General features: G+C 69.4%; 23 protein-coding genes and 3 pseudogenes. 15 read left to right on the top strand and 11 right to left on the bottom strand.

What is annotated here, in order from left to right; all coding sequences use genetic code 11:
- Positions 1-138: 138 nt before the first annotated feature.
- A pseudogene (locus ACW4TU_RS00230) lies at positions 139-633 on the bottom strand (transposase); the annotation flags it as partial.
- A gap of 990 nt (positions 634-1,623) precedes the next feature.
- On the opposite strand from ACW4TU_RS00230, the gene ACW4TU_RS00225 reads away from it, so the two are divergent.
- Together ACW4TU_RS00225 and ACW4TU_RS00220 are read left to right on the top strand one after the other, a co-directional pair.
- Complete coding sequence (locus ACW4TU_RS00225) at positions 1,624-2,979, top strand: hypothetical protein (protein WP_457423345.1); 1,356 nt, start codon at positions 1,624-1,626, stop codon at positions 2,977-2,979.
- Positions 2,980-2,983: 4 nt separating this feature from the next.
- Positions 2,984-3,373, top strand: a complete 390-nt coding sequence (locus tag ACW4TU_RS00220; protein ID WP_457423343.1) for a hypothetical protein — start codon at positions 2,984-2,986, stop codon at positions 3,371-3,373.
- A gap of 17 nt (positions 3,374-3,390) precedes the next feature.
- Here the strand turns inward: ACW4TU_RS00220 and ACW4TU_RS00215 are convergent.
- Positions 3,391-3,607, bottom strand: a pseudogene (locus ACW4TU_RS00215) (IS1380 family transposase); the annotation flags it as partial.
- Between the two features lie 49 nt (positions 3,608-3,656).
- Complete coding sequence (locus ACW4TU_RS00210) at positions 3,657-4,178, bottom strand: replication-relaxation family protein (protein ID WP_457423341.1); 522 nt, start codon at positions 4,176-4,178, stop codon at positions 3,657-3,659.
- A gap of 525 nt (positions 4,179-4,703) precedes the next feature.
- On the opposite strand from ACW4TU_RS00210, the gene ACW4TU_RS00205 reads away from it, so the two are divergent.
- From ACW4TU_RS00205 to ACW4TU_RS00180, 6 genes are all read left to right on the top strand, one after another.
- Positions 4,704-6,464: a S8 family peptidase gene (locus ACW4TU_RS00205; RefSeq protein ID WP_457430620.1), complete on the top strand. Its 1,761-nt coding sequence runs from the start codon at positions 4,704-4,706 to the stop codon at positions 6,462-6,464.
- Between the two features lie 584 nt (positions 6,465-7,048).
- Entirely contained in the window at positions 7,049-7,543 is a 495-nt protein-coding gene (locus tag ACW4TU_RS00200) for a hypothetical protein (RefSeq protein WP_457423339.1), read from the top strand.
- Positions 7,540-7,959 carry a hypothetical protein gene (locus ACW4TU_RS00195; protein ID WP_457423337.1) on the top strand — a complete coding sequence of 140 codons (420 nt, stop codon included), beginning with the start codon at positions 7,540-7,542 and terminating at the stop codon, positions 7,957-7,959. The genes ACW4TU_RS00200 and ACW4TU_RS00195 overlap by 4 nt, the downstream gene beginning before the upstream one ends.
- Before the next feature lie 143 nt (positions 7,960-8,102).
- The gene (locus ACW4TU_RS00190; protein WP_457423335.1) at positions 8,103-8,600 is read left to right on the top strand and encodes a hypothetical protein; all 498 of its coding nucleotides are present in this window, start codon (positions 8,103-8,105) and stop codon (positions 8,598-8,600) included.
- A 212-nt stretch (positions 8,601-8,812) separates the two neighbouring features.
- On the top strand, positions 8,813-9,475 hold the full coding sequence (locus ACW4TU_RS00185; RefSeq protein WP_457423333.1) for a hypothetical protein: 663 nt from the start codon (positions 8,813-8,815) through the stop codon (positions 9,473-9,475).
- Positions 9,476-9,480: 5 nt separating this feature from the next.
- A complete protein-coding gene (locus ACW4TU_RS00180; protein ID WP_457423331.1) occupies positions 9,481-9,612 on the top strand; it encodes a hypothetical protein in 132 nt (43 codons plus the stop codon).
- A 119-nt stretch (positions 9,613-9,731) separates the two neighbouring features.
- Here the strand turns inward: ACW4TU_RS00180 and ACW4TU_RS00175 are convergent, their stop codons facing one another.
- A complete protein-coding gene (locus tag ACW4TU_RS00175; protein ID WP_457430619.1) occupies positions 9,732-11,333 on the bottom strand; it encodes a serine/threonine-protein kinase in 1,602 nt (533 codons plus the stop codon).
- Positions 11,334-11,725: 392 nt separating this feature from the next.
- On the opposite strand from ACW4TU_RS00175, the gene ACW4TU_RS00170 reads away from it, so the two are divergent.
- Positions 11,726-11,890 (top strand): hypothetical protein, encoded by a 165-nt coding sequence (locus ACW4TU_RS00170; protein ID WP_457423329.1) that lies wholly within the window; start codon positions 11,726-11,728, stop codon positions 11,888-11,890.
- Positions 11,891-12,084: 194 nt separating this feature from the next.
- On the top strand, positions 12,085-12,339 hold the full coding sequence (locus tag ACW4TU_RS00160; RefSeq protein ID WP_457430746.1) for an NUDIX hydrolase: 255 nt from the start codon (positions 12,085-12,087) through the stop codon (positions 12,337-12,339).
- A 231-nt stretch (positions 12,340-12,570) separates the two neighbouring features.
- Here ACW4TU_RS00160 and ACW4TU_RS00155 read toward each other — a convergent pair whose 3' ends face one another.
- From ACW4TU_RS00155 to ACW4TU_RS00135, 5 genes and pseudogenes are all read right to left on the bottom strand, one after another.
- Positions 12,571-13,545: a ribosome-inactivating family protein gene (locus ACW4TU_RS00155; RefSeq protein ID WP_457423327.1), complete on the bottom strand. Its 975-nt coding sequence runs from the start codon at positions 13,543-13,545 to the stop codon at positions 12,571-12,573.
- Between the two features lie 618 nt (positions 13,546-14,163).
- Positions 14,164-14,901, bottom strand: a pseudogene (locus tag ACW4TU_RS00150) (transposase); the annotation flags it as partial.
- 386 nt (positions 14,902-15,287) lie between these two features.
- Positions 15,288-16,154, bottom strand: coding sequence for a hypothetical protein (locus tag ACW4TU_RS00145; protein WP_457423325.1), 867 nt, complete (start codon positions 16,152-16,154; stop codon positions 15,288-15,290).
- 378 nt (positions 16,155-16,532) lie between these two features.
- On the bottom strand, positions 16,533-20,237 hold the full coding sequence (locus tag ACW4TU_RS00140) for an nSTAND1 domain-containing NTPase (RefSeq protein WP_457423323.1): 3,705 nt from the start codon (positions 20,235-20,237) through the stop codon (positions 16,533-16,535).
- A 97-nt stretch (positions 20,238-20,334) separates the two neighbouring features.
- Positions 20,335-20,727 carry a nuclear transport factor 2 family protein gene (locus ACW4TU_RS00135; protein WP_457423321.1) on the bottom strand — a complete coding sequence of 131 codons (393 nt, stop codon included), beginning with the start codon at positions 20,725-20,727 and terminating at the stop codon, positions 20,335-20,337.
- Positions 20,728-20,852: 125 nt separating this feature from the next.
- Here ACW4TU_RS00135 and ACW4TU_RS00130 point away from each other — a divergent pair, with 125 nt between their 5' ends.
- Entirely contained in the window at positions 20,853-21,428 is a 576-nt protein-coding gene (locus ACW4TU_RS00130; RefSeq protein ID WP_457423319.1) for a PadR family transcriptional regulator, read from the top strand.
- Positions 21,429-21,464: 36 nt separating this feature from the next.
- Here the strand turns inward: ACW4TU_RS00130 and ACW4TU_RS00125 are convergent, their stop codons facing one another.
- Positions 21,465-21,800, bottom strand: a complete 336-nt coding sequence (locus ACW4TU_RS00125; protein ID WP_457423317.1) for a hypothetical protein — start codon at positions 21,798-21,800, stop codon at positions 21,465-21,467.
- 192 nt (positions 21,801-21,992) lie between these two features.
- Between ACW4TU_RS00125 and ACW4TU_RS00120 the strand changes: the two genes are divergently transcribed.
- Positions 21,993-22,136, top strand: coding sequence for a hypothetical protein (locus ACW4TU_RS00120; protein WP_457423315.1), 144 nt, complete (start codon positions 21,993-21,995; stop codon positions 22,134-22,136).
- 375 nt (positions 22,137-22,511) lie between these two features.
- On the opposite strand, the gene ACW4TU_RS00115 is transcribed toward ACW4TU_RS00120, so the two are convergent.
- Positions 22,512-23,318, bottom strand: coding sequence for an SGNH/GDSL hydrolase family protein (locus tag ACW4TU_RS00115; protein WP_457423313.1), 807 nt, complete (start codon positions 23,316-23,318; stop codon positions 22,512-22,514).
- 278 nt (positions 23,319-23,596) lie between these two features.
- Between ACW4TU_RS00115 and ACW4TU_RS00110 the strand changes: the two genes are divergently transcribed.
- The 3 genes from ACW4TU_RS00110 to ACW4TU_RS00100 all read left to right on the top strand — a co-directional run bounded on the left by ACW4TU_RS00110 (position 23,597) and on the right by ACW4TU_RS00100 (position 24,980).
- Complete coding sequence (locus ACW4TU_RS00110) at positions 23,597-23,746, top strand: hypothetical protein (protein ID WP_457423311.1); 150 nt, start codon at positions 23,597-23,599, stop codon at positions 23,744-23,746.
- 202 nt (positions 23,747-23,948) lie between these two features.
- On the top strand, positions 23,949-24,452 hold the full coding sequence (locus ACW4TU_RS00105; RefSeq protein WP_457423309.1) for a hypothetical protein: 504 nt from the start codon (positions 23,949-23,951) through the stop codon (positions 24,450-24,452).
- 3 nt (positions 24,453-24,455) lie between these two features.
- Positions 24,456-24,980 carry a hypothetical protein gene (locus tag ACW4TU_RS00100; RefSeq protein ID WP_457423280.1) on the top strand — a complete coding sequence of 175 codons (525 nt, stop codon included), beginning with the start codon at positions 24,456-24,458 and terminating at the stop codon, positions 24,978-24,980.
- The last annotated feature ends 47 nt before the right edge of the window (positions 24,981-25,027 follow it).

Raw genomic sequence — 25,027 nt, 5'->3', positions numbered from 1 at the left:
CCTGGGTGGCTGCGACCAACGGCGGTCGGCCTGGTGGGGCGCACCCGACCCCGGAATCCCGATCGATCACAATGCTGATCCGATGTCCGGTCTGATGCAGCGGCTGTCAGAGGACGTTCTGGTTGAAGAGATTATAGTTCATATTTTGCACCAATTAATTGGTGTTTCGCCGGTTGCTCGTGTCGCGGGGTTGGAGATCATCGCGAGGGCGGATCATGCTCTCGGAATGGGCGGGTCTGGTCTCGTAGTCCCGGGCGAGGCGGCGGTGCATCATGATCCATCCGAAGTTCCTTCCACCACCCAGGGTCTCGGGACCACGGAATGGCCCTTGACTTGGGTGTTCCGCGGGACGACGTCAATGCCAAAGGCCGCTCCGTGTTCGATGGCCTGGGTTTTGTAGCCGGTATCGACCGAGGCCTTGGTGATCGTGGGGTGGTCGGCGGCGATGCGGGTGAAGAGCTGCTTGCCAGCCTCGTTGTTGGAGACGCTGGCGGCCGTCACCATGACCAGCAGTCACAGGCCGAGGGTGTCGACAACGATGCTGCGTTTGCGGCCCACGACCTTCTTGCCTGCGTCGGTGCCCCGGGTGTCGGTGGGCATGCCGGGAGCGGTCTTGACGCTCTGGGCGTCGACAGGTGGAGGGGCTGTGGTCGAAGGCGAAGCGCATTCCCCGCCGCGGCCGGCCTGCTGCGTATGGACTGGCACGACCTCTCGCTGCGCGAGGTCCAGGAGCAGTACCCGCGTACGGACGACCGCCGCACAAGGCAGCACCGGGACCTGAGCCAAGGAGACCAGATCCAGACGTTCACCGGCCCCGTCGTCGTGAGTGCCTCCGAGCCACGCCAGCACGGAGACACCACCGTCTTGCTCACCCGTACAGTGATCTGCCGGAAACCCGACGGCGACGGGCCGCACGGAGAATCTGGTGCGGCCCGTCTGCCAGCGCGGGGCCGCCTAAACGGGCGTCATACGACCTTCAGGTCGGCACCTGAGGCACGACTTTCGTTCCCGCCCAGACCGCGGTGTCTTTCTCTAGGTGTTCTGTCTCGGGAGAACGCCTCCAGGCCGAACGCATCACCCGTGACGCAGACTTGGGCGAGAAGCCTGCCCTCACATCGGTATCGCCCTTCACCCCCCGGTCCGGAATGGACTTCGCCCGGACTCCGGGCGCACGTGGCCTTCTGGCCCGCTTCTTGGCGTGCCTGGTCACTGTGGACAAGCCGCGGACCTATTGCTGGCGCGGAACGCGGGGCCTCCGGTGCAGCCACCGCTTGGTCTCCTGTGACCTCCGGTCTCGCGGGAATCGAAGTCGAGAAAAAGTGTGTAAATTAGAGTAAAATAGGCATGGCCTGGGCGATCTGCCGATCACGCGCAATGTGTCAACGCGCAAGTGGCGCAATTCAACGACTCTCTAAGGCAGAAGCGATGAACCCGTCCGTCGACCCACACGGCGGCGCACCTCGAGGCCGCCCACCTGTTCCTCCGCCGCCCGCGTGGCCCGCTCGGCCCGCGCCCGATACGGCGCGTACGCCGGTTTCTCCTCCTCCGCAGCCGCAGCCGCCTTTGGCGGCGGGGGCACCCCCTCACTTCTCCTACGATGTCACCCGGTACCTGTGCGCTGCGATGCACACCGACATCGGGCTCGCTCGCAAGGCTGTGGACCGGATCGTGCACGAGCCGCGGCGTGCCGCTGCTTCCTCGCCCGGTGTGGACCTTGGCTGCGTGTTGCGGCACGCCCTGGCCGCTCACGCTCGTCAGCGGCGGCGCGATGTCATACTCGTCCTCCTGCTGATCGTCATGGTGAGCACTCTGCCGCTCACCTTCGGTGTATCTCTTCTCCTGGGTCTGCTCGTGGCCTGGGTGGTAGTGGCCGCCGAATTGCTGTCGGTGCACTACGGCGTCGTCTCCCGGAAGTTGAAGCGGGAAAACTTCGACCCGAAGTACGCCCCCCGACCACCAGGGGCCAAGGATGCCGCACGCCTTCAGGCCATCGAACTCCGTGACCGCGGCAACGTCATAGTCTCCTCGCGCTTCGAGCCCTTCGTCGGGCACGGCGAGACCTTCAGAACCTGGTCGTTTGCCCTGAACACCGGACGTCCCGAGACAGGCAAGCAAGTCATCCCGTTCACCATCCACGAGCTCAACGCCCATATCTCCGCCCGGGTCGGGTCCCTCAAACTGCCGGGCATGGACATCTCCGATGTGCTCCTGGTCAACGGGTCCGACCTGCTGATCGGAATCGACGACCGCACCCGCGGCGAGGTGCTGCGCAACCTGGCCGGACCGCCCGGGGCGCAGGTTTCGGACGCCCTCATGCGCGAGCTGCGGGAGGACGGCAAGGGCCGGGCGCGACCCTATCTGGCGATCCGGGTCACCGGCTGGAGCGGCGAACTAGTCAGCACCCTGTTCCTGCGATGCACGCTGCTGTCCGGCCGCGACACCGCGTTCATCGAGGGCAGCAACTGTCTGCTCGCGCCTGTGCGAGAGAAGTACCGGACCGTGGACAGGCTGCTGGATTCACCCACCTTCCGGCAGTGGTGCCAGCTGGTTGCCGAGGCCGCAGTACGCACCCCCATCCTGCTGGTCCGTGCGCCCTTCGCGATCTTCAAAGACCTCTTCGCGCCGCTCGCCAGGCGCCGCGAACAACGCCGACAGGAGCGTTGGATCCGCCTGCGGTCCTTCGACTACGGTGCGGAGTTCAGTCTCCGGGAGGAGGCGAGCGACTGGCTCTTCTACCGGTACTTCCAGGCGCTGGACCGGGAGTTGTACGCCAAGACGATCGAGCACCGTGTTCTGGACGCCCTCGTGCAGTTTCTGGAGGACCACAACATTGACTCCAGTGACCTGATCCAGCGGCAGACTTCCATCTACAACTCCGGTCTGTTCGCGGGGCGCGACATCTCTATCAAGGGCTCCAGCGTGCGTGCCGGAGGCAACGGCCATCAGTGGAACAACCCGCAGCCGGTAAAACAGAGGTGACGTGATGTCGGATCACGGGGCGCGTAGGGAGGCAGGGCACGTCAGCGGCATCCAGGCCGGCCGGGATGTGCGGATCGAGCAGAGCACGGTCGCCTTGGGCCGTGCCACGGTGACTGGCACTCAGACGCCGGCCGAGCACGCCGAGGCCGTCGCGGAACTGCGCACTGCGGTCGGCCTGTTGCTGGACGAACTCCGCCGCAACGAGGAGCACTACGAGGACGGGGCGGAACTGGTCGTGGCCGCCGAACAGGTGCAGGCGGAACTGGCCCGCGACGAGCCGCGCCGTAACATCCTCCTACGCTGGCTCGGCTTCATCGCCCCTGGCCTCCACGCGACCGCCGCGGTCGCGGCAGACCTGACGATGATTCAGGAAGGCGTGAATGCCCTGTTCTAGGTCATCGCCAGGATCGGGTGGGCCACACGGACGACGACGTCTTCGTCCGTGTGGCCCTTTTTCCAGGTCGCAGCCGCGTCCTGCTTGTCCGAGTACGCGACGACCAGGACCCCGTCCAGGCCCACGATCACCTGTCCGCCGGGCATCCGGAGCCTGATGACCGGCCAACCCCCAGACGCGTTTGCGGACTTCGGAATGTGCGGCGCGGATCGCGGTCAGCGCCTTCTCGCCCGAAGTTCTGCCCGGCCCACTGCTGCGCCTGGCGCGCTACGCCCGTCGCCCGTCACCCCCTCGGACCCGATTCGCGCGAAGCGGCTGGTTGCTTATCGTGTTGCCGCTCTTGGTGCTTCTCGTAGTGTCCCTCGTGTTGCCTCGACCGGTCGGCCGTAGGCGCTCGGGCACGTTGCTGACCAGGTCGACAAGGGGCGGATACGTGCGGGCCTGGTGGCCGACTACTTCGCTGCGGAGGGGCTGCCGGCGAAGCGGAGTACAGATCCGTGCCGTGTCCGCGGCGGCCGTACGTCAGGTCTGGCGATGCCCGGGCTCCGGCCAGCGGACTCGCTGGCCGGGGTCGTGGACGGGATGCCACACGGGTGCGGAGGGGCCGTGCTGGAGCAGTCGGCCAGCGGGTCAGCTTGGCGGCGAGGCGTTCGGGGCCCATGGTGGCCCGGTCGACTTCCACGAAAGCCCGCAGCATCGAACCGTTGTCTGCGTCGGCGGGGCCGCGCAGGCAGTACAGGAGCGCGTCGGGGATGACGGCCTCGCCGCTCCCGATCGGGTGGTGGACCTCGGGGATCCAGTCCATCGGCTCGCACACATCGCCGCGGCTGCGTGCGTCCTCGAGGAAGACGAGCGGTCACGGTCAGCGTGTCCGGCCTTCAGCCGCACGGCGGTCGGATCGGACACGGTCCTGAAGAGCCGCCGCCCGCGTATCTCGGGCCACTCGGAGGCGAGTTGCACGCCGTACGCCGTGGGGAACCACACCCGGGTCCGGCCGGCTTGCGGCAGGGTGATGCGGTCGACCAGCCCCTCCACGCGCAGCCGGGCCGTCCGCCGCCGGGTCTGCTCGATACGCACACAGGGAGCGATCACCCGGTGTATCTGCTCGGTGGTGGCCATCCGGTACTGCGCCGGCACCCCCAGGGGGGCTTTTCAGCCATGCCCCTGTAACGTCGCGGCGCGGAAAGGTACTTCCGTACAGGAGGACCCGTCTGACATCTTGCATCCACCACTCGTTTCGTACGGCCCGGCCGGTGCGCTCAGCACGGCCGGGCCGTCTCCGGAGGACGCATTGATACCCCACATATCCAGCCGACCCAGACGCACGCTGGTGCTGGCGGCCACGCTCGGCGCCGCCCTCGCGTTCGGCGCCCCGGGCGCCCTCGCGGGCACGCTCCCCGTCGTCCCCTCCACCGCGCCCGCCGCCAAGGCCCACGCTCCGGCCGCCGTGCCGGCTTCCCAGAGTGCGGCCTGGGTGGCCGGCACGCGTGCCTACCTCGTGATCACCGCCCCCGGTGACAGTTCGGCGGTCCGCTCCGCGATTGCCGCCAACGGTGGCACCGTCTTCTCGAACTTCGACGCCATCGGCGTGATCGTCGCCCACTCGGCGTCCAGCGGATTCGCCGCCACCATGCGCGGCGTCTCCGGCGTGCAGCAGGTCGGCGCCACGCGCACCTCGGACGTCCCGGCCGACGCCTACAACCCGGCGCTCCCGGCCAATCCGGCTCAGGCCTCGACCCCGGCCGGAGAACCGGTCCGGGCCGACATGAGCCAGATCAAGGCCGACCAGGCCTGGGCCGTGAACCCGGGCTCCGCCTCGGTCAAGGTCGGCATCCTGGACACCGGTGTGGACGACCAGCACCAGGACCTGGCGCCCAACTTCGACGCGGCCGACTCGGTCTCCTGCGCCTACGGCAAGCCCGACACCCGTGCCGGCGCCTGGCGGGACGTCGACACGCACGGCACCCACGTGGCGGGCACCATCGCCGCCGCCAAGAACGGCAAGGGCGTCGTCGGCGTGGCCCCCGGGGTGACGATCGCCGCGGTCCGGGTCGCCGAGCCGGGCAACGCCTTCTTCTTCGCCGAGAACACCATCTGTGGCTTCGTCTGGGCCGGTGACCACGGCTTCAAGGTCACCAACAACAGCTATTACACGGACCCGTGGCAGTTCAACTGCCCGGACAACATCGACCAGGCCGCCATCATCGAGGGCGTCAAGCGCGCCCAGGAGTACGCCGAGGGCAAGGGCTCCCTCCAGATCGCCGCCGCGGGCAACGAGAACTACGACCTCGCCCACAAGACGACCGACTCCGCGAGCCCGAACGACTCGACGCCGGTCACCCGCACCATCACCAACGCCTGCCTCGACATCCCGACCGAGCTGCCGGGCGTGGTCACGGTCGCGGCCAACGGCACGGGCGTCACCAAGGCCTCGTTCTCCAACTACGGGCAGGGCGTCATCGACATCGCGGCGCCGGGCAGCAGCGTGTACTCCACCGTCCCCGGCGGCGGCTACGGCAGCAAGAGCGGCACCTCGATGGCCACCCCGCACGTGGTCGGCGTGGCGGCACTCATCGCCAGCGCCAACCCGGGCATCACCCCGGCGGAGATCCGAGCCAAGCTGGCCGCCCAGGCCAACGACATCGCCTGCCCCTCGGACAGCCGCTGCACGGGCACGACGGCCAACAACGCGTTCTTCGGCGAGGGACAGGCCGACGCCCTCAAGGCCGTCGGGACCACCCCGCCGCCCGGCCAGTACTTCGAGAACCTCGCGGACTTCGCCGTCAACGACAACGCGACCGTGGAGAGTCCGATCGCCGTCACCGGCGTGAGCGGCAACGCCCCGGCCACCCTCAAGGTGGGTGTGGACATCAAGCACACCTACATCGGTGACCTGAAAGTCGACCTGGTGGCGCCGGACGGCACCGTCTACACGCTGCACAACCACGCGGGCGGCAGCGCCGACAACATCGCCCAGACCTACACCGTGAACGCCTCCTCGGAGGTCGCGAACGGCACCTGGAAGCTGCGCGTCAACGACAACGCCGCCTCCGACACAGGCAAGATCGACGCCTGGAACCTGACCTTCTAAAGCAGGGCCCGGCAACGCCCGCGTACAGCACGCACTGCGCCGGCGACAGCTCCCCGCCCGCGGCCGCGGGCAAGGCGGGCTGCGGTCTGTTCGGCCAGGGCTGCGAACTGCTGGGCGGCAGAGGGCATATGGGCCTCGGCGGCGGTGTAAGCCGCGGTCGGGGCCCATATGCCGGAGGCGTCCAGGGAGGCCGCGGACGGCCTGTGGCCGGTGTCCAGCTCACCGTGCGCCTCCCTGAGGAACTGCAGGGCCGTGTCCGCGCTGACCGTACGGGCAGCGGGGCCGCGGCTGCGCGCGCCGCGGCCCCGAGGAGTGCCGGCCGGCTCGAGCGGCGGGCCGCTTCGCCCCAGGTGGTGACGGGCCGGCGCCGCTGCGAACTCGGCGTTCCACCATCCATCGGCTGGATCGCGTCGTGTCCCGATCCATGGGGTCGGGTAAGGCTCCGGAGACTGGCCGTGGGGAGGCTGTAGGTGGGCAAGGCGAGCCGGGAGAAGCGGGAACGCAGCAGGGACCAGGCTGGGCAGCGGACGGCTGCCGCTGCGGCACGGGCGGCGTACCGCCTGCGAGAGCAGACACAGCGGCGCTTGACCGGTAATCAGTGGGTGCAGATGAGGCTCGCCTCCAACAACGACAACGTCATCCGCGAGCTGCGTAGTGTGCTGCTCCAGAGCGATCTCGGGGACTTGGTCGACAGGCCCGAGGGCTCGGGGCGGGACGCGGCGCTGTCGATGACGCTGGAAAACAGGGGTGCCCGCCCACCGTGGCCCCGATCGGCTGGGGAGGCTGCTGCGTGGCAGATACGCCAGATGGGGAAGCTCTTGCGGCAGGCGGAGGTCCTCGTCATCTCTCCGGCCGCGCACGCCGCGGTCATGGCCGCGGCCGCCACGCTTGAACCGACCGATGTCAGCACCCTGGGCCGTGACAGGGACATTCTCGTGCGTACCGGGCTGCTGGTGCTGCCGGAGCCGGTCGTGGTCGTGGTCGCACCGGCTCACTGTCGGATACGAAGGCGTTCGGCCGGCAGTTCGTCACCCAGCACCAGATCCTGCCCACGGCGCAGTACCCCGGGGTGCGGGTGACGACGTTCATGGACCGCGACGGGCCGGTACAGCCGGCCGGTTGGCGACAGGCGGTCTCCCAGGCGCGCGCGTCCGGGAGACCTCTGCCGCCGCTGATGCCGGACGGCATGTACGGGATGCGTGGCGATGCGTGCCTGGCGGAGGAGAGCACCGAGATGCTCGCCGACCTGTCCGAGCACCACCGCCGACTGCAAATGGCTCTCACCCAGGCCTCCCAGTGGCGCTCCGAGCCTGTTCCCGAGAAAGGCGAATGGGGTGGCGGCCGCGTGGACGACCCGTACGACGACTTCGTCGGCCGCTACATGTTCGCCCCCAGCCTCCAGGAGCACCGGGTGATCTGGCGCGGCCCTTACAACAAGGGGCCCGCCGATGCCCCGCTCATGATCGGAGGAAAGGTCTACCTCGTGGACTCGTAGTCCCGAGTGTGGAAGGAGGGGCAGGAAGCCGGCTCGGGCGCCGCACGCCACTCATGCCCGGTGCGCGGAGGATTCGCCTTTTCCTACATCTGGGTGAACTCGCGCGCCAGGATGGGGAGATGACGATGTCTCACGAACCTGTCATGGAACTGATCCGCGCCTCGATGGATCCGGCAAGCCGCGCCGCGCGGCGCCCCGCCGACTCGCCCGCCGGTCGCGTTGTGTCGGCTGCCGCGCGCGCTGATGCGGACGAGAACGGTACCGACCGCATCTTCCTGCTCGCGACCGGCGCGGCGGCCGCTGCGACCGGGCTCGCGCTCGTGCTCTCCGACGAGACAGAGCAGACGATCGACGAGTTCCTCAGCGCCATCGAGGAAGCCTCCGATCGCGGGGCGGCAGAGGGCGGTCCGAAGCTCAACGCGCTGTCGGTCGTCCAAGGCCTGCTCGTGGACCAGGCCGGCGCGGGCGAAGTGCTGGGGACCACGTTCGCCCGGGACCAGGGAGAGTTCTTCGACCTGATCCTCGAACTTGCCGACTTCGCCGCCACCTGCATCACCATCCGCGCGGCGCGCTACGGGACACCGGCTGCGGACACACTGGCCGACCTGGAGGAGATGCTCAAGGAGTTCGTCGACGCCTGACCGGGCTTGACTCCCCGCAAGTTCTTGGGCCGTACGGACGGCACCGCAGCGGACGGCCGCGGCATCGTAGGCGCCCAGGGCCCGTCGCCTGTCCGCAGCCAGCGCTGCACCGTGCGGAGGGGCGTGCGTCTTCGTGCGGTACCCCGTGCGGTAGGGCGGCAGCCGGGTAGGGCAGCATCTGCTCAACTATCGTCTGCCTGTGAGGGGCCGTCATGCGTTCTACCCGCCGTGCCGCTTCGTCCGTCCTGTTCACCTGCCTGGTGCTCGCGGGCTGTTCTCCTACTTCGCTGGGCGGCTCTGTGCCGTCGGGGAGTGCGAGTGGTGCGGCGGAGCCGTCGGGTGCCGGCGGGGCCGGGAGGGCGATCGCGGTGGGGGCGGGTCCGCAGAAGACGTACACGGTGCAGAAGCAGCCGGCCGCGGGCAGTTGCCACTACCGGTATCTCATGGGCGAGCCGCTCGAGGACCCGAGGTGCACGCCGGGCGCGGTCTCTCCGGCGGTCACGCAGTCGAATCTGAAGTCGACGATCTGCCGCAAGGGCGGCTACACCTCCGGCATCCGGCCCTCCACGTCCGTTACCGGCAGAGAGAAGAAGCTGAGCGCGGCCTCCTACGGTTTTACCGGCCGCATGTCGGATGCCGAGTACGACCACCTGATCAGTCTGCAGCTGGGCGGGGACCCGAACGACTACCGCAACTTGTGGGTGGAGCCGGCCGATCCCGGTCACAAGAAGGGCTCGGGGGTCAACAACGCGAAGGACCCGGTGGAGACGAAGCTGCACACCGCGGTCTGCAAGGGCACGGTCACCCTCGCCGCCGCGCAGAAGGCGATGGTCACCGACTGGACCACCGCACTGAGCCGGCTCGGCCTCGGCTGAGGAAGATGCTGCGAACAACCCCGGACGTGTGCGCCGGTGCGGCAGACAGCGGTCTCGGTTTCCAGCGCGGCGAGCCGCTGGACGCTGAGATCCGGCTCAAGGAGTACGCCGATCGCCAGCGAGCCGCGCCGCCGTAATCCGCTGCCCGCCCGAACCCCCGGCCGCGCGCCGGGGGTTCGGGCGGGCAGCACTGCCGACTCGCCCCGGATGAGGCAGGCATCACCACCGGGCAGCGCCGTCTGGACACCCGCAAAAATCAAGTGGGTACGGGACGCGCCACGTCGCCGACAACGCCGCGGAGCACCCGGATGAGGGCCGCCACAGCGACCGGTACCACCACGAGGCCGTCCAGGAACAGGACTGCGGTCATGAGCCCCCTGACGAAGAGGAGCCCGTTGTTGCCCGCGTCCGCCTCGGCACCTGCGGCCGTCCCTATGAGCCAGAGGAAGTTCGCGACAACTGTCCCCGTCAGCAGGAGCCAGAAGCACCCGATGACGACAGTCCAGGTCCGGGTGACGGTCACCGGATACCGCTCAAGCCGGGCGCGGAAGTACTGCAGCACGATCAGCATGGCGATGAGGATCAGCATTGACGGCAGCCGCCATCCGTCGTCCGTCATCGCCCACTCGGTCAGGTCCTCCCACCCCGTGCCCACTGAACTTGTCGGGTGATCGCGAACGAGCGCCTTCAGGCTGGCCCCAGTCACCAGCAGAACGGCTGCGGGTGACAGTCCGAACAGGCTCAGCAGCGGGTGGCTCAGCGGCCCGCGCCGCACCCACGGGTTTACCCAGACGACCTGTCGCCGCGGCCCGGGATGAGCCGGCAGGGCCCTCGGTCCTGCCGGGCGGGGCTGTGCGGGTGGCCGGTACGTGGGAGGCGCGGTTGGAGGCGGGATGGAGGCGGGATGGGCGGACGACGGCGAAGTCCACGGCCGGGAGGCGGCAGGGGGCTTCTGGTGTGCGGGGTCCGCGCGGGAACCGGAGTCGACCTCGGTGATGACTGCTGTACGAGGCGGTGGCCCGCCGCCTGTCCCCGCCCTTGTGGCGTCGTCCTCGGCCTCCACGCAGAGGAGCTGCTCCGCTTTCCGGGCGATCGCCAGGATGAGGGGGCCGGGCAGCCAGGGCCCGTCCGTACGGTGTTCCTCCGCTCGGGCCAACAGGTCCTCTGGAGAGGGACGGTCCGACGCTCTCTTGGCCAGACAGTCGCCCACCACTGTGGCGTAGTCCTCCGGTATGCCGTTCAGGTTCGGTTCGTCGTGGACCGCCCGGTACAGCAGTTCCGGTGGCGAGCCGTTGCCGAACGGGCCCCTCTTCAAGGCGGCGAAGGTCAGCACCGCCCCGAGCGAGAAGATGTCGCTTGCGGGGCTCACCTGCTCCCCATGTGCCTGTTCCGGTGACATGTAGCCGGCGGAACCCACTAACAACCCTGTTGCGGTGAGGGCCGTGTCGTCGGCTGCCCGGGCGATCCCGAAATCGATCAGCAACGGCCCATGCGAGGACAACAGAACGTTCGTCGGCTTGAGATCGCGGTGCACCAGACCGCAACCATGCACCGTGCTCAGGGCCAGCGCCAGCCCGGCAAGCAGCCGCCATAGGGCCTGCTCGGGTAGCGGTCCGTGGTCGTGGACGGCTTCAGCGAGGGACGGACCTGGAACATAGGCGGAGGCCAACCACGGAATCGGGGCATCCGCGTCGGCGGCCAGCACCGACACCGTTCCTGGCCCGGAGACCTCACGCGACACACGTATCTCCCGCGCGAACCTCTCCCGGAAGCCCTGCGCGCCGGCCAGCCCCGCATGCACCATCTTGACAGCCACCGTCTGACCGCCCGGCGCCCGACCGAGGTACACCCTCCCCATGCCGCCCTCACCAAGGCGGTACAGCAGCCGGTACGCGCCTACCTGCCGCGGATCCTCAGCGGTCAACGACTGCACCCAACACCCCCACCGCATAGTGCACTTGGACAGTCAGAGCCTGGCAGCTGCGGGCCCATGCGGCCACAGGTGCAACGCTGCCCGTGCGAGGCGTCACGGTGGCAGGCGCCGAAATTCTCCTGAGCGGCCGCAGTACAGGGACTCTCGTTCGTGGGACACGGAGATCGGCACCACCCTGGCCGGGGGCTGTCACGCACGCCGTGGGCTGCTGTCCCTTGCTGGCGCATCCTGGCTGGGCCCCAGGTGGCCGGCCGCGCCGGGGCAAGGCCACCGCCGTCGTCGGCAACCGGCCGCACGCCCTGGCGGGAGGTTCCGTAGTGGAGGTCGCATTCGGTCTTCGCCCGGTAGTACACGGCCATCTCGTGCAGGTCGGCGGGGAGCAGACCGGTGTCGGCGACGGCGGTGAGGCGGGCCGCGGTGAGCTTCAGGCCCGCGACCTGGACGCGGCCTGCGTCGGGAACTACCTCGTCGAGCGCGCCTGACGCTCAACAGGGGCTTGCCACTATGGAGACATGACGACCTCCACCCCATCCGTGAGGGAAGCCGCCCGCGCCATCCTCCTCGACGAGGATCAGCGCGTCCTTCTCCTTCGCTACGACGAGAACGGCGGCTTCTGGGCCACACCCGGTGGCTCCTTCGAGGATGGAGAAGACCACGCCACGGCACGTTCCGCGAGTTGCGCGAAGAGCTTCGCATCGACGAGACAACGGTCGAACCGGGCAGGCAGCTCGCGGAACGCACCAAGGACCACCTCGTGGGCGGGCGTGAGGTTCGTCAGGTCGATCGGTACTTCCTCGCGCGCATTTCCCCGGGCGACGTGCGTTCGGAGCGTGCCACGCAACCCGACAACATCCGCGAGTACCGGTGGTGGACCCGAGATGAGCTCCGCCGCACGGCCGAGACCTGTACCCACACGGCCTCGCTGACTTGACTGCGACAGTCGCCGAGGGCCGAACGCCTGACCGTCCGATCGTTTTGGCCGGCCGGCGAGCAGGCGCCGCCCCCCGCGCCCGCTGCAGCGGGCGCGGGGGGCGGGAGCGGGCTGTCGATGACCCGGACGAGGTTGAACTCGCCGCTCACGGCGGCGCCTGCGGTGGGCGCCGAGGTGAGCGGCGACGCCGGTGTCAAGAGACAGGGCGGCGACGGCGGCGAGCCGGGGGTCTTACAGTTCGTTCTTGATGCTGGAAACGGGGCGGGCGGCGAGCGCGACCATCAGGACGGCGGCTGCGGCCGAGCGGTCGCGGATGTCGCCCCAGCCGGCCGTGTGGACATGGTTGAAGACGCCGCCCGGGTTGGTGAAGATCCGGCTGAGGTTGGCCCAGTTGCGGATCAGCTCGACATAGCGGGACAGGTGGGTCTGGCCGCCGGTGGTGAGCTGGCGGCCGAGGTCGGCGGCGATCGGGCGGAAGCGGGTGCCCTCGGAGATGGCCATGATCAGGCGGAGGATGCCGACCGACTTGGTCCGCAGCACGTTCGCCGAGGGGTTCTGCGGGTTCTGCCGCAGGTCGAAGATGGCCTGCCGGAGGTTCTGGTGACTCAGGCTGAGGTCCTCCAGCCGTGTGCCGGCCAATCTGGCGAGGTCGCTGTAGTTCTCGTGGCCGACCATGTCGCCCCACTGCCCGAACCCGTTCTGCGTGGGGCTCAGGACGGCGGCGGGTATGTCCTCGGGGTGGTCGGCGGTGAGCGGGATGTACGCATTGCCGTACTGGGGAGAATAGAAGTGCCACCCGACGACGTACATGTCGCTGACTCTGATGATCAGGTGGACGGTCGCACCGGCTGTCGTCACCGTGAGGTCGATGTACGCGTGGTCCGCGTTGGCGCCCGGGGTGACGTCGACGGCGAGGTTCCGGCCGCCGCGCTGGACGGTCTCCCGGTGACCGCCGTGCGCGTCGATGATGGACCGCAGGTGGTTGATCGTGTGGGCGTAGCCCTCGCCGCTGGCGTCGACGTCCCAGTGGGCGAGGTACCAGGTCGAGGCCGAGAGCTCGGTGTGCTTGGTGCTCAGGGTAAGAGTGCTGGACGCCTTCGAGGACGTCGAGTGCGCATGCGAAGGGTCGGCCAGCGCGAACGCGCCGACCACGAGAGCGGGCACGGCGAGGGACGTGCCCAGGCGCTGCAACAGGCGAGAGGCCATGGGAGATCTCCGTTACGTGAGAGGGGGGATCCGGAATTCCGGATTCCTGCTCGATCGTCAGGGCCGGGATGTTGTCAGGCGAGCCCTTCCCATCACTCCGAACAATCCCGGAGGCCGCCTTCCCGGCACCGGGGAGACTGCCTCCGAGCTGCGGTTTCCACAGCGCTGTGATGTTCTGGCCGTCGGCCGATCGCGGCACCCTAAGGACGCCGTCAGTCTGGTTCTCGATGCGCGCAGGTGCCCTGGCTGGTGACGTGCCCCGTCGGCTGGGAACGGCCTGCTGGGCACGTTGTCGGAGTCGTCTGCCCATGCGAGCAGCGCGCGGTCGTAGTCGGCGGAGCCTTTCTCTCTTGGGTCCTCGTCGGTGAGTCAGCGGATCTGCTCGTTGGCCTGCTCTCGCGCAGGGGTGACCTGGCCGTGAGGCCTGAGGGAAGAGGGGGCATGCCTCTACGTGACGAGGCGTCACCGACAGTGGTCTCCGGGATCTGTGCTCGGATCTCTCCCCTGAGACGCGCGACCTGGCCCTCGCGATGCGCGACAGGTGCGCAGCCGCGGTTGCCCTGTGGACCGCCGCGTCGCGGGAGCAGGGGGTTCTGGTCCTCGACGGGGCGGCGGGGTACGCGTCTCGCCGTCCGGCTCGAGGGCTGGCGTCCACGCGGAGGCCGGGGACCTTCAAGACGGCCTGGTGGATGGCGTCGGTGATGGTCATGCCGACCGAGTACGACAGCCACCGGCGCGGGCGGAGAGCCAGGCCACGACACTCATGGGTGCCACCGCGGGAGTCGGTACGGATGAGTGTCCGCCGGCCACGGCGATGGTGTTTGGGCAGCTGAGCCGGCGCGAGTTGAGCCTTGGTGATGTGGTCGGAGGGCGGTGTTGCTGCCCGCGTTGCCGGGGCGCAGCAGGCACGCGACCGGCTCACCTCTCCCGCCTCGGCCGTGCGACAAAGCCCATCAGGGGATGGTGTCCGAAGGTCTTCTTCCAGGTCGCGGCGGCGCCCTGCTTCTCGGAATGCGCCAGCACAAGCACCCCGTCGGGGTCCACGATCACCTGCCCGCCGGCGTCCGGCGCCGAGAAACCAGCCGACTTCCACACAAATTCACGGACTTGGGCTCGCGCGGCCCGGATCGCCGTAAGGGCTTTCGGTCCGGCCCCTGCCAGGGTGTCGACAAGCCGGGAGACCATCGGATCGGAGGCCACCGGCCCGAACACGCCCGGCTCCGCTCGCAGCATCCCGACATCGGCCAGGCAGTCCCCGCCGAGCGCGACCGAGAGGGCCACATTCGGCAGGATCTTCCCTGGATCACGCACCGCCCGTTGCTTCCGCCATGGCGTCAGGGCCGCCGATATCGCCTGGGAAGGCGGCCGAGTATGCCCGGGCTGGGACTCCCGCCGGGCTGGGCCCAAGCAGTCCCGACGCCCCCTGCTGAGGCTCTCTTCCGGTACTGACCATCGGAGATGTCCAACCCCGGACTTCCCACGGACTCAGCGCACTGGATCGCTCGGTGACGTGTGTCCCGTCGGCATGCCGGCGAGTGACGTGAGTGACGAGTCATGGGGGAGGACGTGACGTGGTCCGTGGGCGTCATGATCGAGGAGTCGTCGATGTTCGGGTCGTTGACACCGACGTACAGGAGCCGGTCGTCTTCTTCGTCATGGATCACCACCAGGACGGGGGACGGCGAAGTGCCCGCCGGCCCAAGGCCGGCGGGCACTTCGGATCTCAGGGGTGCCGCCACGTGTCAGTGGCAGTCGTTCCATGTGTTGGCGCGCCCGTGGAGAATGAAGCGGAACTGCGGCTGGCCGCTGCTGTTGAGGACATTGGCCGTGCCGTCGTAGTAGTAGTCATAGTCCACGATGGCCCTGTAACCCCAGCCGCCCCAGTTCTGGGTGGTGTGGTAGCCGTCGCCGTCCTTGGTGGTGTTCCACCTGTAGCTGTCCAGCCAGAAGTGCGGGTTGATCCGCACCACGCGCTTGAGGGGTCTCGCGCCGAACCATTCCGTCCTGCCGGACGGGACGCTCATGCCGACAGTGCGCGACCAGCCGACGGACTTGCCGTAGGACCACGAGTACTCGAACTCGGCACCGCCGCCGGCTTCGAACATCTTGCCGATCTTGCCAACACCGGTGAGGCTGCCGCCCACCGTCTTGGTGGTGCTCGTCGTCGTGGTGTAGCTCTGGGAGACGTTGTAGTTGAGGGGGCCGCCGCTGTCGCAGTTGCTTGCCGGCTCGGACCAGGCTGTTTCGGACGCCTCATACGTCCAGGAGGACGACTGGGGGTAGTAGCAGTGGCCCCTGATCTCGCGCCAGTTCGGGTTCAGGTAGGCCTTGGCCGCGCGAGGACCGCCGATCACGTCGAAGACCGGGGACTTGCCCTCGTAGCTCCTGTCGTGCAGTTCGCGCGTGACGATGTTGTAGTACCAGAGGCTCTGGCCGCTCCGGTTGGAGCCGTCCTGGCAGATGTTCGGGAGCAGGTTGTCGTATTTGCCGTTGAGGTCCGTCTCGTTCGCCGCGCTCGCGGTCGTGGCGGAGGCCAGGCTCAGGCCGCTGAACGCCAGGCCGCAGGCTGCGATGGTGAGCAGCCACTTCTTGACAGGGGTGGGGACCATTTTCGAGTTCCTTCGCTCGGTGGGACCAAACGCGGGTGAGATCGAGTAGGTGGTGGTCAAGGGGGGGGTGCGAGCGATCTTTCGCGGCCGTGAGTTGTCCGGCAACCCGATTCAAGGGCGTAAACAAACAGGTCAGCGGCGCGTTCCCTGGAATCCGGCCCGTCGTGTCACGTGCGGGATCGCGGGGGCTGGAACGGCATACGTGTGCCCGGCCCGCCCGGCGACACGGTTGTTCGGCGGGCGGAGGTCACTCCACCGTCAGGGAACGCCAACCGTCGGGGAACGCGGTGCGGCTCGTCATCGACACCAGCTGGAGCCGGTACCGGCCCGGCCGCAGCCGCGGACCGCCTCGCGGGCGCCGGTGCGGTGGAGCAGTGGTCAGTGTCGGCGGGGCGTGTCGCAGACGGGGTGGTAGGGCGCGTCGGGGATGTACAGGTGCCATTGGGCCGCGGTGAGGGTGGTGCCGGTGCGTGTGCAGGCCCGGGTGATGGCGTGGGAGGGGGTGATGGGGTACCGCTGGAGCGGAGTGTGGTCGCTGGTGGCGTAGAGGGTGGCGCTGTCGGAGCTGAAGGCGAGGGAGCGAATGGGCTCGCCGGGGGTGGGCAGGTTGCCGCCGAGGGGTTGTTGGGTGGCGGTGTCCCAGAGCTGGAGAGTGCCGGAGTCGCCGGCGACGGCGAGAGTGCTGCCATCGGGACTGAAGGCAAGGGCGTTGACGGCTTCGGGGGTGTCACCGAGCGCCGCCGGGAAGAGGTTCGGCAGGACGCCCGTACGGTGGCGGAGGGTTCCGTCCCACAGGGCTACGCGGCCGGTCAGGTCACCCGCCGCCATGCGGGAGCCGTCGGGGCTGAAGGCCAGGGCGTTGATCTGCTCGCCCTGGCTGAGGGTGCGCCGGGTGACCGGGCCGGACGGCAGCTCGGTGAAGTCCACGTCTCCGGCGAGCAACCGGCCGTCGGGGCGGACGGCCAGGTGGATACTGCCGAGGTCGTTGAGCAGGGCCGCTCTGCTGCGGCGTGCGGTGTTCCACACCTCGCCGCTCCGATGACCGATGTCGCGCGTCCTGGAGGCCACCAGTGTCCGGCCGCCGGGACCGAGCACGACCGCGAGGACTGCCGCGGTGGATGACTGGTGCGCCAGGTCCAGCGTGGTCTGTTCGCGGTTGCGGGTCAGGTCCCAGATGACAAACCGCTGGGGGGAGGCTTCGCGGCCCGGGGCGGAGACGCTGTAGGTGAAGGCCGTGCTGTCGGGGCTGAAGGCCATCAGCGGCATGGTGTCCTGTGTGTCCAGCTCCAGGACCGGCTCGGCGGGATCGAGGGAGGCGGGCAACGGGGGTGAGGGCAGCGTACGAAGCAGGTGCCCGTCACGGGTGTCGCGCAGCTGGAAACGGTAGCCGCTCCCGGACCGCTCGGCGGTGGCGAGCGTGCCGCCGTCCGGGCTGAGCAGCGCGTTGTCCAGGGGGTGGCCGCTCCACCGGGCGGTGAGGGCCGCCCCGAGGTCGAGGGAGTGGACGGTGCTGCCCTCGAGGTAGCGCAGGACCGGCAGACCGGGATCCCAGGCGAGACCGCCGTAGAGGAGCTGTCCGTTCAGAGGATGGCGGAACACCGGGGCGTCGGGGGCCGACAGCCGCCACACCGTGATCTCGTCGTGTCCTGAGACCGCCAGGAATGCCCCGTCGTGGCTGAAGGCGATGTTCTGGATGTCCGGTTCGGCGATATCGGCGAATTGCCGTCCTGAAGCGGTGTCCCAGACGCGCACGCCGACGCTGGAGACGGCGGCGAGCCGGTCGCCGCCGTCATCGAACGCGAGCCACGAGTTGTCGTCGTCACAGTGGCTCGCTCCGGGACGCCGCCAGCCGCCGGGGAGGCTGCGGTGGCGGACGATGTCCCGGACCGTCATCGGACCGGCGTGGGGGCAGACGGCCACCAGCCGGTCGTCCGCGCTCAGGGCCACGTTCGCCGGGTCGTCCGTCGCCGGCCGGAACAGCACCCGGCCGTCCGCGACGGAACGCAGCTGCACCTGATCGCTGTCGAGGTTGCTCACCAGGTAGCTGCGGTTGCTGGAACCGAAGCCGGGAATGTCGGACGACGGCAGACGCTGCCCGGTACCGCCGGTCCACTTCCCGGCCGACGCGTCCCACAGGCCCGTGCCGCTGTCCGCAGCGACGGCCAGCACCCGGCCATCCGGACTGGCCCCCGTCACCGGGCCGTCCGGCAGTCGTCCCGAGGCGATACGGCGGTGCGTGACCACGTCCCAGGTCTGCCACTTCCGGCCGTCCGAGCTGAGCAGCGTACGGCCGGAATCGACGAGCAGGCGCAAGGCGCCGCTGCCGGGCCCGGAATCGGTGAAGGCGTCCAGTTCGGTTTGGGCGGTGGCGCCGAGCAGAGCCGAACGGGTTTCGGGGAGAGGGGCGATCCGCCAGGCGGCGACGCTGAGCAGCATGGCGGTCCTGGGGTCGGTCGTCCGCATCGCGTCGGCGACCGCGGCGACCCGGCGGGCGGCCGTGTCGGTTGCTTCCCGACGGCTGGTCCGGTGCTGCTGCCAGGCGACCATGCCGGCGATCAGCGCCACAGCCAGGGTGGCGGAGAGTGCGGCGACGAGGCGACGTGCCCTGCGGGTGGTCCGGGTGGCGGCACGGCGTTCCGCTTCGCGGGCATCGAGCGCGGCGGCGAGGAACGCCCGCTCGGAGGAGGTCAGCTCGCCGCGCTGCCCGGGACGCCCGAAGAAATCCTCAGCGCGTACCAGGTGGGTGCCCCGGTACAGGGTTCCGGGGTCGCGGCCGAGTTCCTGCCAGGTGCGGGCGGCCTCGGTGAGGCGACGGTGGTGGCGCAGCCGCTCGCGGTCCTCCTCGATCCAGCCGCGCAGCCGCGGCCAGCAGGTCATCAGGGCCTCATGGGCGAGTTCCACGCCGTTCGCGTCCGCGGTCACCAGCCGGGCGCGGGCCAGTTGCTCGACGACCGCGGGCACCTCGGGATCCGCCCACTCCTCCAGTTCGGCGCGCTTGACCGGGCGCCGGGTGTCCGCGGCGCCCTGTCCGGGTTCGATGAGCCGGAGCAGCACCTGCCGGGCCGTCCTGGCCTGGGCGGGCGACAGCTGTCCGTAGACGTGTTCGGCGGTGGCGGCGATCGCGCCGTGCACACCGCCGGCCGCTTCGTAGGCGGTCATCGTCAAGGTCCGGCCCCGACGCCGCCGCCAGGTCTCCAGCAGGGCGTGCGAGAGCATCGGCAGCGCGCCGGGCTGATCGACGACCTCTGCGACGAGCCTGGCGGTCAGCGCCCGCTCCACCAGCAGCCCGGCGGCCGCGGCCGGCCTGACGACCGCCTCCCGCAACTCCGCCGGGGTCATCGGCCCGACCAGCAGCTGGGCGTCCCGCAGCGCATCCACGAGCCCCCGGTGTTCGGCGCACCGCCCGTAAAAGTCCGCCCGTACCGCGACGACCACCCGCAACCGGCTGCCCGGTTCCCGGGCGGCCAGGAGCAGATCAATGAATCGCGCCCGCTCGGCCCGGTCCCGGCACAGCGTGTATATCTCCTCGAACTGGTCGACGACCACCCAGCTGTCCGGCTCGCCCTCCTGCGGGGCCAGCAGCCGGCCGTGGGTCGCCGCCGGAGTGGCCCCCGGGGTGAGCACCCGGAGTACGGCCGGGCGCCCCGGTTCCCGCACGGTCCGCTGAAGCAGGGGTATCAGCCCGGCCCGCAACAGGGAGGACTTCCCGCTGCCGGACGCACCGAACACCACCGCGAACCGGTGCTCGTGCACCAGTTCCGACAACTGCGCCACGAGCCGGTCGCGGCCGAAGAACAGCCCGTGGTCACCGGGCTCGAACCGCACCAACCCCCGGTAAGGGGCCTGCTGTTCCTTCTCCTCCTCGCGTGCTGCCGCCTCCTCGTCCGATGCTTCCTCGGCCGCGGTCTTCCACAGCAGCTCCCACTCGGCCGGATCCGCCCCGCACGCTCGCGCGTACGCCAGCACCACCGCCAGCGACGGCAGCCGCTCACCCGACGCCGCCTGCGCCAGCACGCTCACCGAAAAGTCCGTCCGCCCGGCCATCACCCGGTACGTCGGCTTCCCGGCCGCATCGCGTAGCACCCGCAACTCATGGGCGAAACGTTGCACAGCACCGGCCCGAGGATCCACCGGCCGCTCAGGACGTCCCATAACCGCACCGTTCACTCGCCTGTCGTGGTTACTGTTCGGCGGCCTCTCGGGCGATCTGCTCGAACTGGGCGCCCATGGCCTCGCCGAGCGCCTGGGCGGCGGAGAGCGGGCGCACCATCACCGTGAACTCGTCGATCTTCCCGTCGTCGTCGAAGTGCAGGAAGTCGCATCCCTGGAGTTGCTTGCCGGCGACGGTGGCGGTGAAGACGAAGGCGTGATCGCGGCCGTCGGAATTGGCGATCTCACGGATGTAGGTGAAGTCCTCGAAGACCCGGAGCACGCCGCGCAGGATCGCCGCGGTGATGGCCTTGCCCGGGTACGGCTTGAAGGTGACGGGGCTGGTGAAGACGACGTCGTCGGCCAGCAGAGCGGCCACGGCGTCCGGGTCGCCGCTCTCGACGGCCTTGCGGAAGGGATGCATGAGCCCACCTTTGATACTCAAAAATATGAATAGGTGTGTTGGAGGGTAGAGGGCTCGTTAGGGGTTGTCTACAGGGATAGGGTGACCATTAGTCACCTTGTTGATTAATCTGCTAGCGTGTATCCATGGCTTTGCGGAACGCGGTGATGGCCGCGCTGTTGGAGGGCGAGGCGTCCGGGTACGACCTCGCGAAGGCGTTCGACGCGACGGTCGCCAACTTCTGGATGTCGACGCCTCAGCAGCTCTACCGGGAGCTGGATCGCATGGAGGCCGAAGGACTCGTCACGGCCCGCGTCGTCGAGCAGGAGCGCCGCCCCAACAAGCGACTGTTCTCCTTGACGGAGGCCGGGTGGAAGGCCGTCCACGCCTACACCGCCGAGCCCTTGGGTAAACCGGCGGTGATCCGGGACGAGTTGCTTGTCAAGGTGCAGTGCCTGGACGCGGGCGACATGGAAGCGGTCCGGACCTCCATTACCGAGCGCATGGAGTGGGCCACCGCCAAGCTGGCCCGCTACGAGCGGCTCCGGCAGCGCCTGCTCGACGGGCGCTCTGAGGAGGCGTACTTCGCCGAGGCCGAGCGCATCGGCCCGTATCTCACCCTGCTGCGCGGGATGTCGTTCGAGCGGGAGACCCTCCAGTGGGGGGACATGGCGCTGCGCAGGCTCGAACAGCGCACAACCGTGCTCCGGGCCGACGGCTGACTGCGGCGGTCCCACCCACACATTTAGTCAAAGAAGTTAGTAGCTGGACGGTCGTGAGCAGCCCAGCCTCTCAGGGGTTGTCGGTCTGTGTGCGAGCGAGGATCGGCTGCGGTTCCTTGTCGGCGGGATTGCGATGCAGTCCCTTGCGGCGTAGAACCGGGTCACGCCGAAGCCGAAGAGGTACGCGACCGCGAGTCCCAAGCCCGGGATCACCCAGCCTCGGGGCAGTCCGGCGTCGCCTTGGGCGTCGTAGTAGAGGATGGAGCGGACGACGCCGGTGATCTGACGCAGGGGCTGGAACTTGCCGAGGGGGCGGTGGAAACCGGGGAGTGCCTTGAGGGGGACCGTGGCGCCGGACGTCGGTACCGCCATGGCGATGCAGAAGATCGTGATGAACAGCCGTCCCCGGCATGAGCGTGCTGCTGAGGGCCAGGGCCTGTACCCGGGTCGCCCGCAGTAGCGGGCTGTGGTGGCCGCTGATGACATTGGCGGCGAGCATGCCGAGGCGACGAGGACGAGCGAGTAGGAGAAGGCACTCAGGCCCAGGCCGCTGTGGGAGAGCGGATGCCTGTGCCGGACCTGCGCCACGGTCGGGTCGGTCAGCAGCAGGAGTACGGCAGCGGCCGGCTCTGCCTGAGCGGTCAGCTCCCTGCCTGCCTGCGCATAGGCCGACTGGCCAGCACGGCGCGTGTCGGGCGGACGCCGTAGCGCGCCGCCTCGGGGCTCCTCGGGGCTGGTGAGTGCGGCGACGGTGAAAGCCGCGGGGCGACGAGCGCGCGGAACAGAGGACTTTTGATCGCTGGACGATCCGCACTCCGAGGTCGGTCTGCTGCCACCGGCCTTCGCCCCCTCGTCCGCGCCAGCCGGTCGATGAGCAGCTTGTGCAGGTGACTGGAGGGGGTGATGTCGGACTGACGTAGCACGGTGAACAGCAGTGCCACGACGCCTACGACTACGTCGCTGGCGATCCGCAGACGCTTCGCGCGCAGTACGCGAAGGGATGGATGTCACTCACTTCCAGCTCCCGTCCGGTGAGGAGCAGTTCAGCACGAGGAGCCGCCGGCGTCGTCGCAAGCCAGAGCATCACACCGATGGGGAGGTGTCCCCAGCGGACGCGGCCACCGGAAGCAGCGCCGGCCGCTTGGCCTGGCGGCCGTCGCCGGAGGAGCGGCCCCGCAGGCGGCGGCCGACCCAAGGGCCGAGGAAGGTGCCGGCCCAGCGCACTTCGGCACCCACGGTCCTCCAGGCAGAGATGTCTGTCCCCTCGGCCGGAAGGGGAAGGGTCCACTTGTCGTCGCTGCCCGGCAGACCGAGCGCCTGGGCCACGGCAGCCGCGATGCGCGTGTGTCCCAGCGGGCCGGCGTGCAGCCGGTCAGCACTCCACAACCGCGGATCGGTCGCCGCCGCGTGCGCGGCCGTCTCTGCCACCACCACGCCGTGGCGGTCGGCGGCCTCCCGGATGCGCGCGTTGAGTGCGAGAACACGGTGACCGATCGGTCGGGCCAACGGCGTGATACGCCCGACATCAGGAAACATGAGGGTCACGACTGTGGCGCCCTGCGCCGTGAGGGCGGCGAACATCGCCTCGACATGACCGGCCACCTCGTCGAGGTCGCAGCCCGGGCGCAACGCATCGTTGACCCCAGCCACCACGGTGGCGAGGTCGGGCCGCATCGCGAGAGCCGGAGCGAGCTGTTCGGCGCGCACCTGACCGGCCTTACGGCCGCGCACCGCGAGGTTGGCGTAGAGCAGGCCGGGGCTGTGGCGGGCGACCTGCTCGGCGAGCCGGTCCGCCCAGCCCCGAAGACCACGGACGTCGTCGCCGTCCCCGAGCCCTTCGGTGTGACTGTCGCCCAGGGCGACATAGCGCAGATACCCACTGCTCGACACGGGGCCGACCGCCTCTCGTCAACGCTGCTGATAGAAGTGGCACACGGCCATCGATAAACAACTAGGCACCTAGTCGCATTGTTGAATATGAGGATAGCTGCGGGCTCACCTTCCTGCAAAGTGGCGCCGCTCAGGCGGGACGTGAGGCAGTCGAGGGCGGCTCCACCGCCGCAGTCCACCGCCTTGGTCCCGCGCCGACCTCACCGCCCCTTCCCTCTGCAGACCTGAGCACCGACCACGGTCTGCGCCGGCACCTGAGCGCCCGGGTCGTCAACGGCATGCACAACGAGGGCGCGGTCGGCTGCACCACCGGCCGCCGTTTCGCGCCGAACCGCCCGTACCGGGTCACGTTCAACGGTGACGTCCACGGCCCGGGCGACAACGCCTACTGCCAGGCCGCCATGCCCCCGGCTCACCTCCGGTCTTAAGCGCCGGGAACGGAGTTCACCCGGCCGATCCGGCCGGGAGGGCCCGCCGGCGGCGGCCAGGCGCTCGGAGTCGGCCCTGTCGGGGGCAGGCGAGGGAGATGACGACCGACTTGGTCCTCCTGTACGCCTGCAGCGCCTCCGGCCCGGATTCGCGTCCGCCGCCGGGCTTGAGTTGGACTGGGGGCTGGAGGAGATGGGCGGCATGCTCAAGAGCGCGGGCTGCTCGGGTGCGTCGCATGCGATGACGGTTAACGAGACGGTGATCGCGATGATCCGTCCGAAGCCCGATCTGGACCTGGTGGCCGGTGAGCCGGCCGGAGCCGTCGCCGCCCGGGCAGCCGTTGATGCGCCTGACGGGATCGGCACCATCACCTTCTACGCCACCGAGGTCGCCCTCCCGTCGACGGGCACGTGGAAGAACCCCGGCGTGGGAGGCGTGTGGGCCGACGTCGTCCTCACTGCCCCGGAGGCCGGGCTGTCGCTGCTGTTCATCATGGCCGGCGACTGCACCGGGGAAGCCCCGGTCATCGCGGTCAAGTTCGACAAGTACCTGCGCCATTTCCACCGCAGGGCGAAGGACACCGACGGCCACGAGAAGCCGATGTGGCGCACCCGATGGTCCGCGCCCGATCTCGGGTGGGGGGACGCGACGCACCCGCCGGTCCTGGTCGTCTTCCACCAGGTCGGCAAGCGGTCCGCGCTGTAGCAGATGGAGCGGGTCGCCGACCTCACCCGCGAGCACTGGCAGGGCCAGTGGGCCGAAGGCGGCTTCCGCATCTACGACGGGAAGATGCCGATCGTGGCGACCACGCTGGAGCTGCTGCGCGAGCACCGCCCTGCCGGGCCCGCGTTCCAGCGCTTCGGCCGCGAGGGCTACCAGAACCTCTGGGACGCGATCGGCAACCCCCGCCGGGATGCCTTCCTCGCCCGCCGCGCCGAAGACGCGCGGCGCCGCCTAGCGCAGGAAGCCGCCGAACGTGAGGCGCAGCGCCCGGTGTGCGGGGACTGCGGGCAGAAGTTCACCGATGACCGGTGGAAGGCCATCACCGCGGTCGAATGGGATCACGGGGACAGCCACCCGCATCTGTGCGACAACTGCAGGTACCGGACACTCGAAGCGGAGCAGCAGGCACGCTCGGATGAACGCGAGTGCCAGGAGCAGGAGCGCCAGGGGACGGAGGCGGCGCACGCCGACCAGAAGGCCGGCGGCTGGTTCTCCCGCTTCCGGACCTGACCCGGGCCACACCGGTAGCGTCGGGCTTGCCCAGGACCGCTTGGACA

It is taken from the genome of Streptomyces kryoterrae (assembly GCF_054072135.1).
The sequence above is the reverse complement of the archived record's forward strand: the minus strand, read 5'-3'. Positions and strand labels throughout refer to the sequence as shown.

Coding starts and splice junctions, on each gene's coding strand:
- ACW4TU_RS00220 (WP_457423343.1), top strand. CDS start 2,984: ATGTCGGATCACGGGGCGCGTAGGGAGGCAGGGCACGTCAGCGGCATC.
- ACW4TU_RS00145 (WP_457423325.1), bottom strand. CDS start 16,154: ATGGTCCCCACCCCTGTCAAGAAGTGGCTGCTCACCATCGCAGCCTGC.
- ACW4TU_RS00175 (WP_457430619.1), bottom strand. CDS start 11,333: ATGGGGAGGGTGTACCTCGGTCGGGCGCCGGGCGGTCAGACGGTGGCT.
- ACW4TU_RS00210 (WP_457423341.1), bottom strand. CDS start 4,178: ATGGACTGGATCCCCGAGGTCCACCACCCGATCGGGAGCGGCGAGGCC.
- ACW4TU_RS00225 (WP_457423345.1), top strand. CDS start 1,624: ATGCACACCGACATCGGGCTCGCTCGCAAGGCTGTGGACCGGATCGTG.
- ACW4TU_RS00120 (WP_457423315.1), top strand. CDS start 21,993: ATGCCTGTGCCGGACCTGCGCCACGGTCGGGTCGGTCAGCAGCAGGAG.
- ACW4TU_RS00185 (WP_457423333.1), top strand. CDS start 8,813: ATGCGTTCTACCCGCCGTGCCGCTTCGTCCGTCCTGTTCACCTGCCTG.
- ACW4TU_RS00180 (WP_457423331.1), top strand. CDS start 9,481: ATGCTGCGAACAACCCCGGACGTGTGCGCCGGTGCGGCAGACAGCGGT.
- ACW4TU_RS00105 (WP_457423309.1), top strand. CDS start 23,949: ATGCTCAAGAGCGCGGGCTGCTCGGGTGCGTCGCATGCGATGACGGTT.
- ACW4TU_RS00155 (WP_457423327.1), bottom strand. CDS start 13,545: ATGGCCTCTCGCCTGTTGCAGCGCCTGGGCACGTCCCTCGCCGTGCCC.
- ACW4TU_RS00110 (WP_457423311.1), top strand. CDS start 23,597: ATGCACAACGAGGGCGCGGTCGGCTGCACCACCGGCCGCCGTTTCGCG.
- ACW4TU_RS00130 (WP_457423319.1), top strand. CDS start 20,853: ATGGCTTTGCGGAACGCGGTGATGGCCGCGCTGTTGGAGGGCGAGGCG.
- ACW4TU_RS00190 (WP_457423335.1), top strand. CDS start 8,103: ATGGAACTGATCCGCGCCTCGATGGATCCGGCAAGCCGCGCCGCGCGG.
- ACW4TU_RS00100 (WP_457423280.1), top strand. CDS start 24,456: ATGGAGCGGGTCGCCGACCTCACCCGCGAGCACTGGCAGGGCCAGTGG.
- ACW4TU_RS00135 (WP_457423321.1), bottom strand. CDS start 20,727: ATGCATCCCTTCCGCAAGGCCGTCGAGAGCGGCGACCCGGACGCCGTG.
- ACW4TU_RS00125 (WP_457423317.1), bottom strand. CDS start 21,800: ATGGCGGTACCGACGTCCGGCGCCACGGTCCCCCTCAAGGCACTCCCC.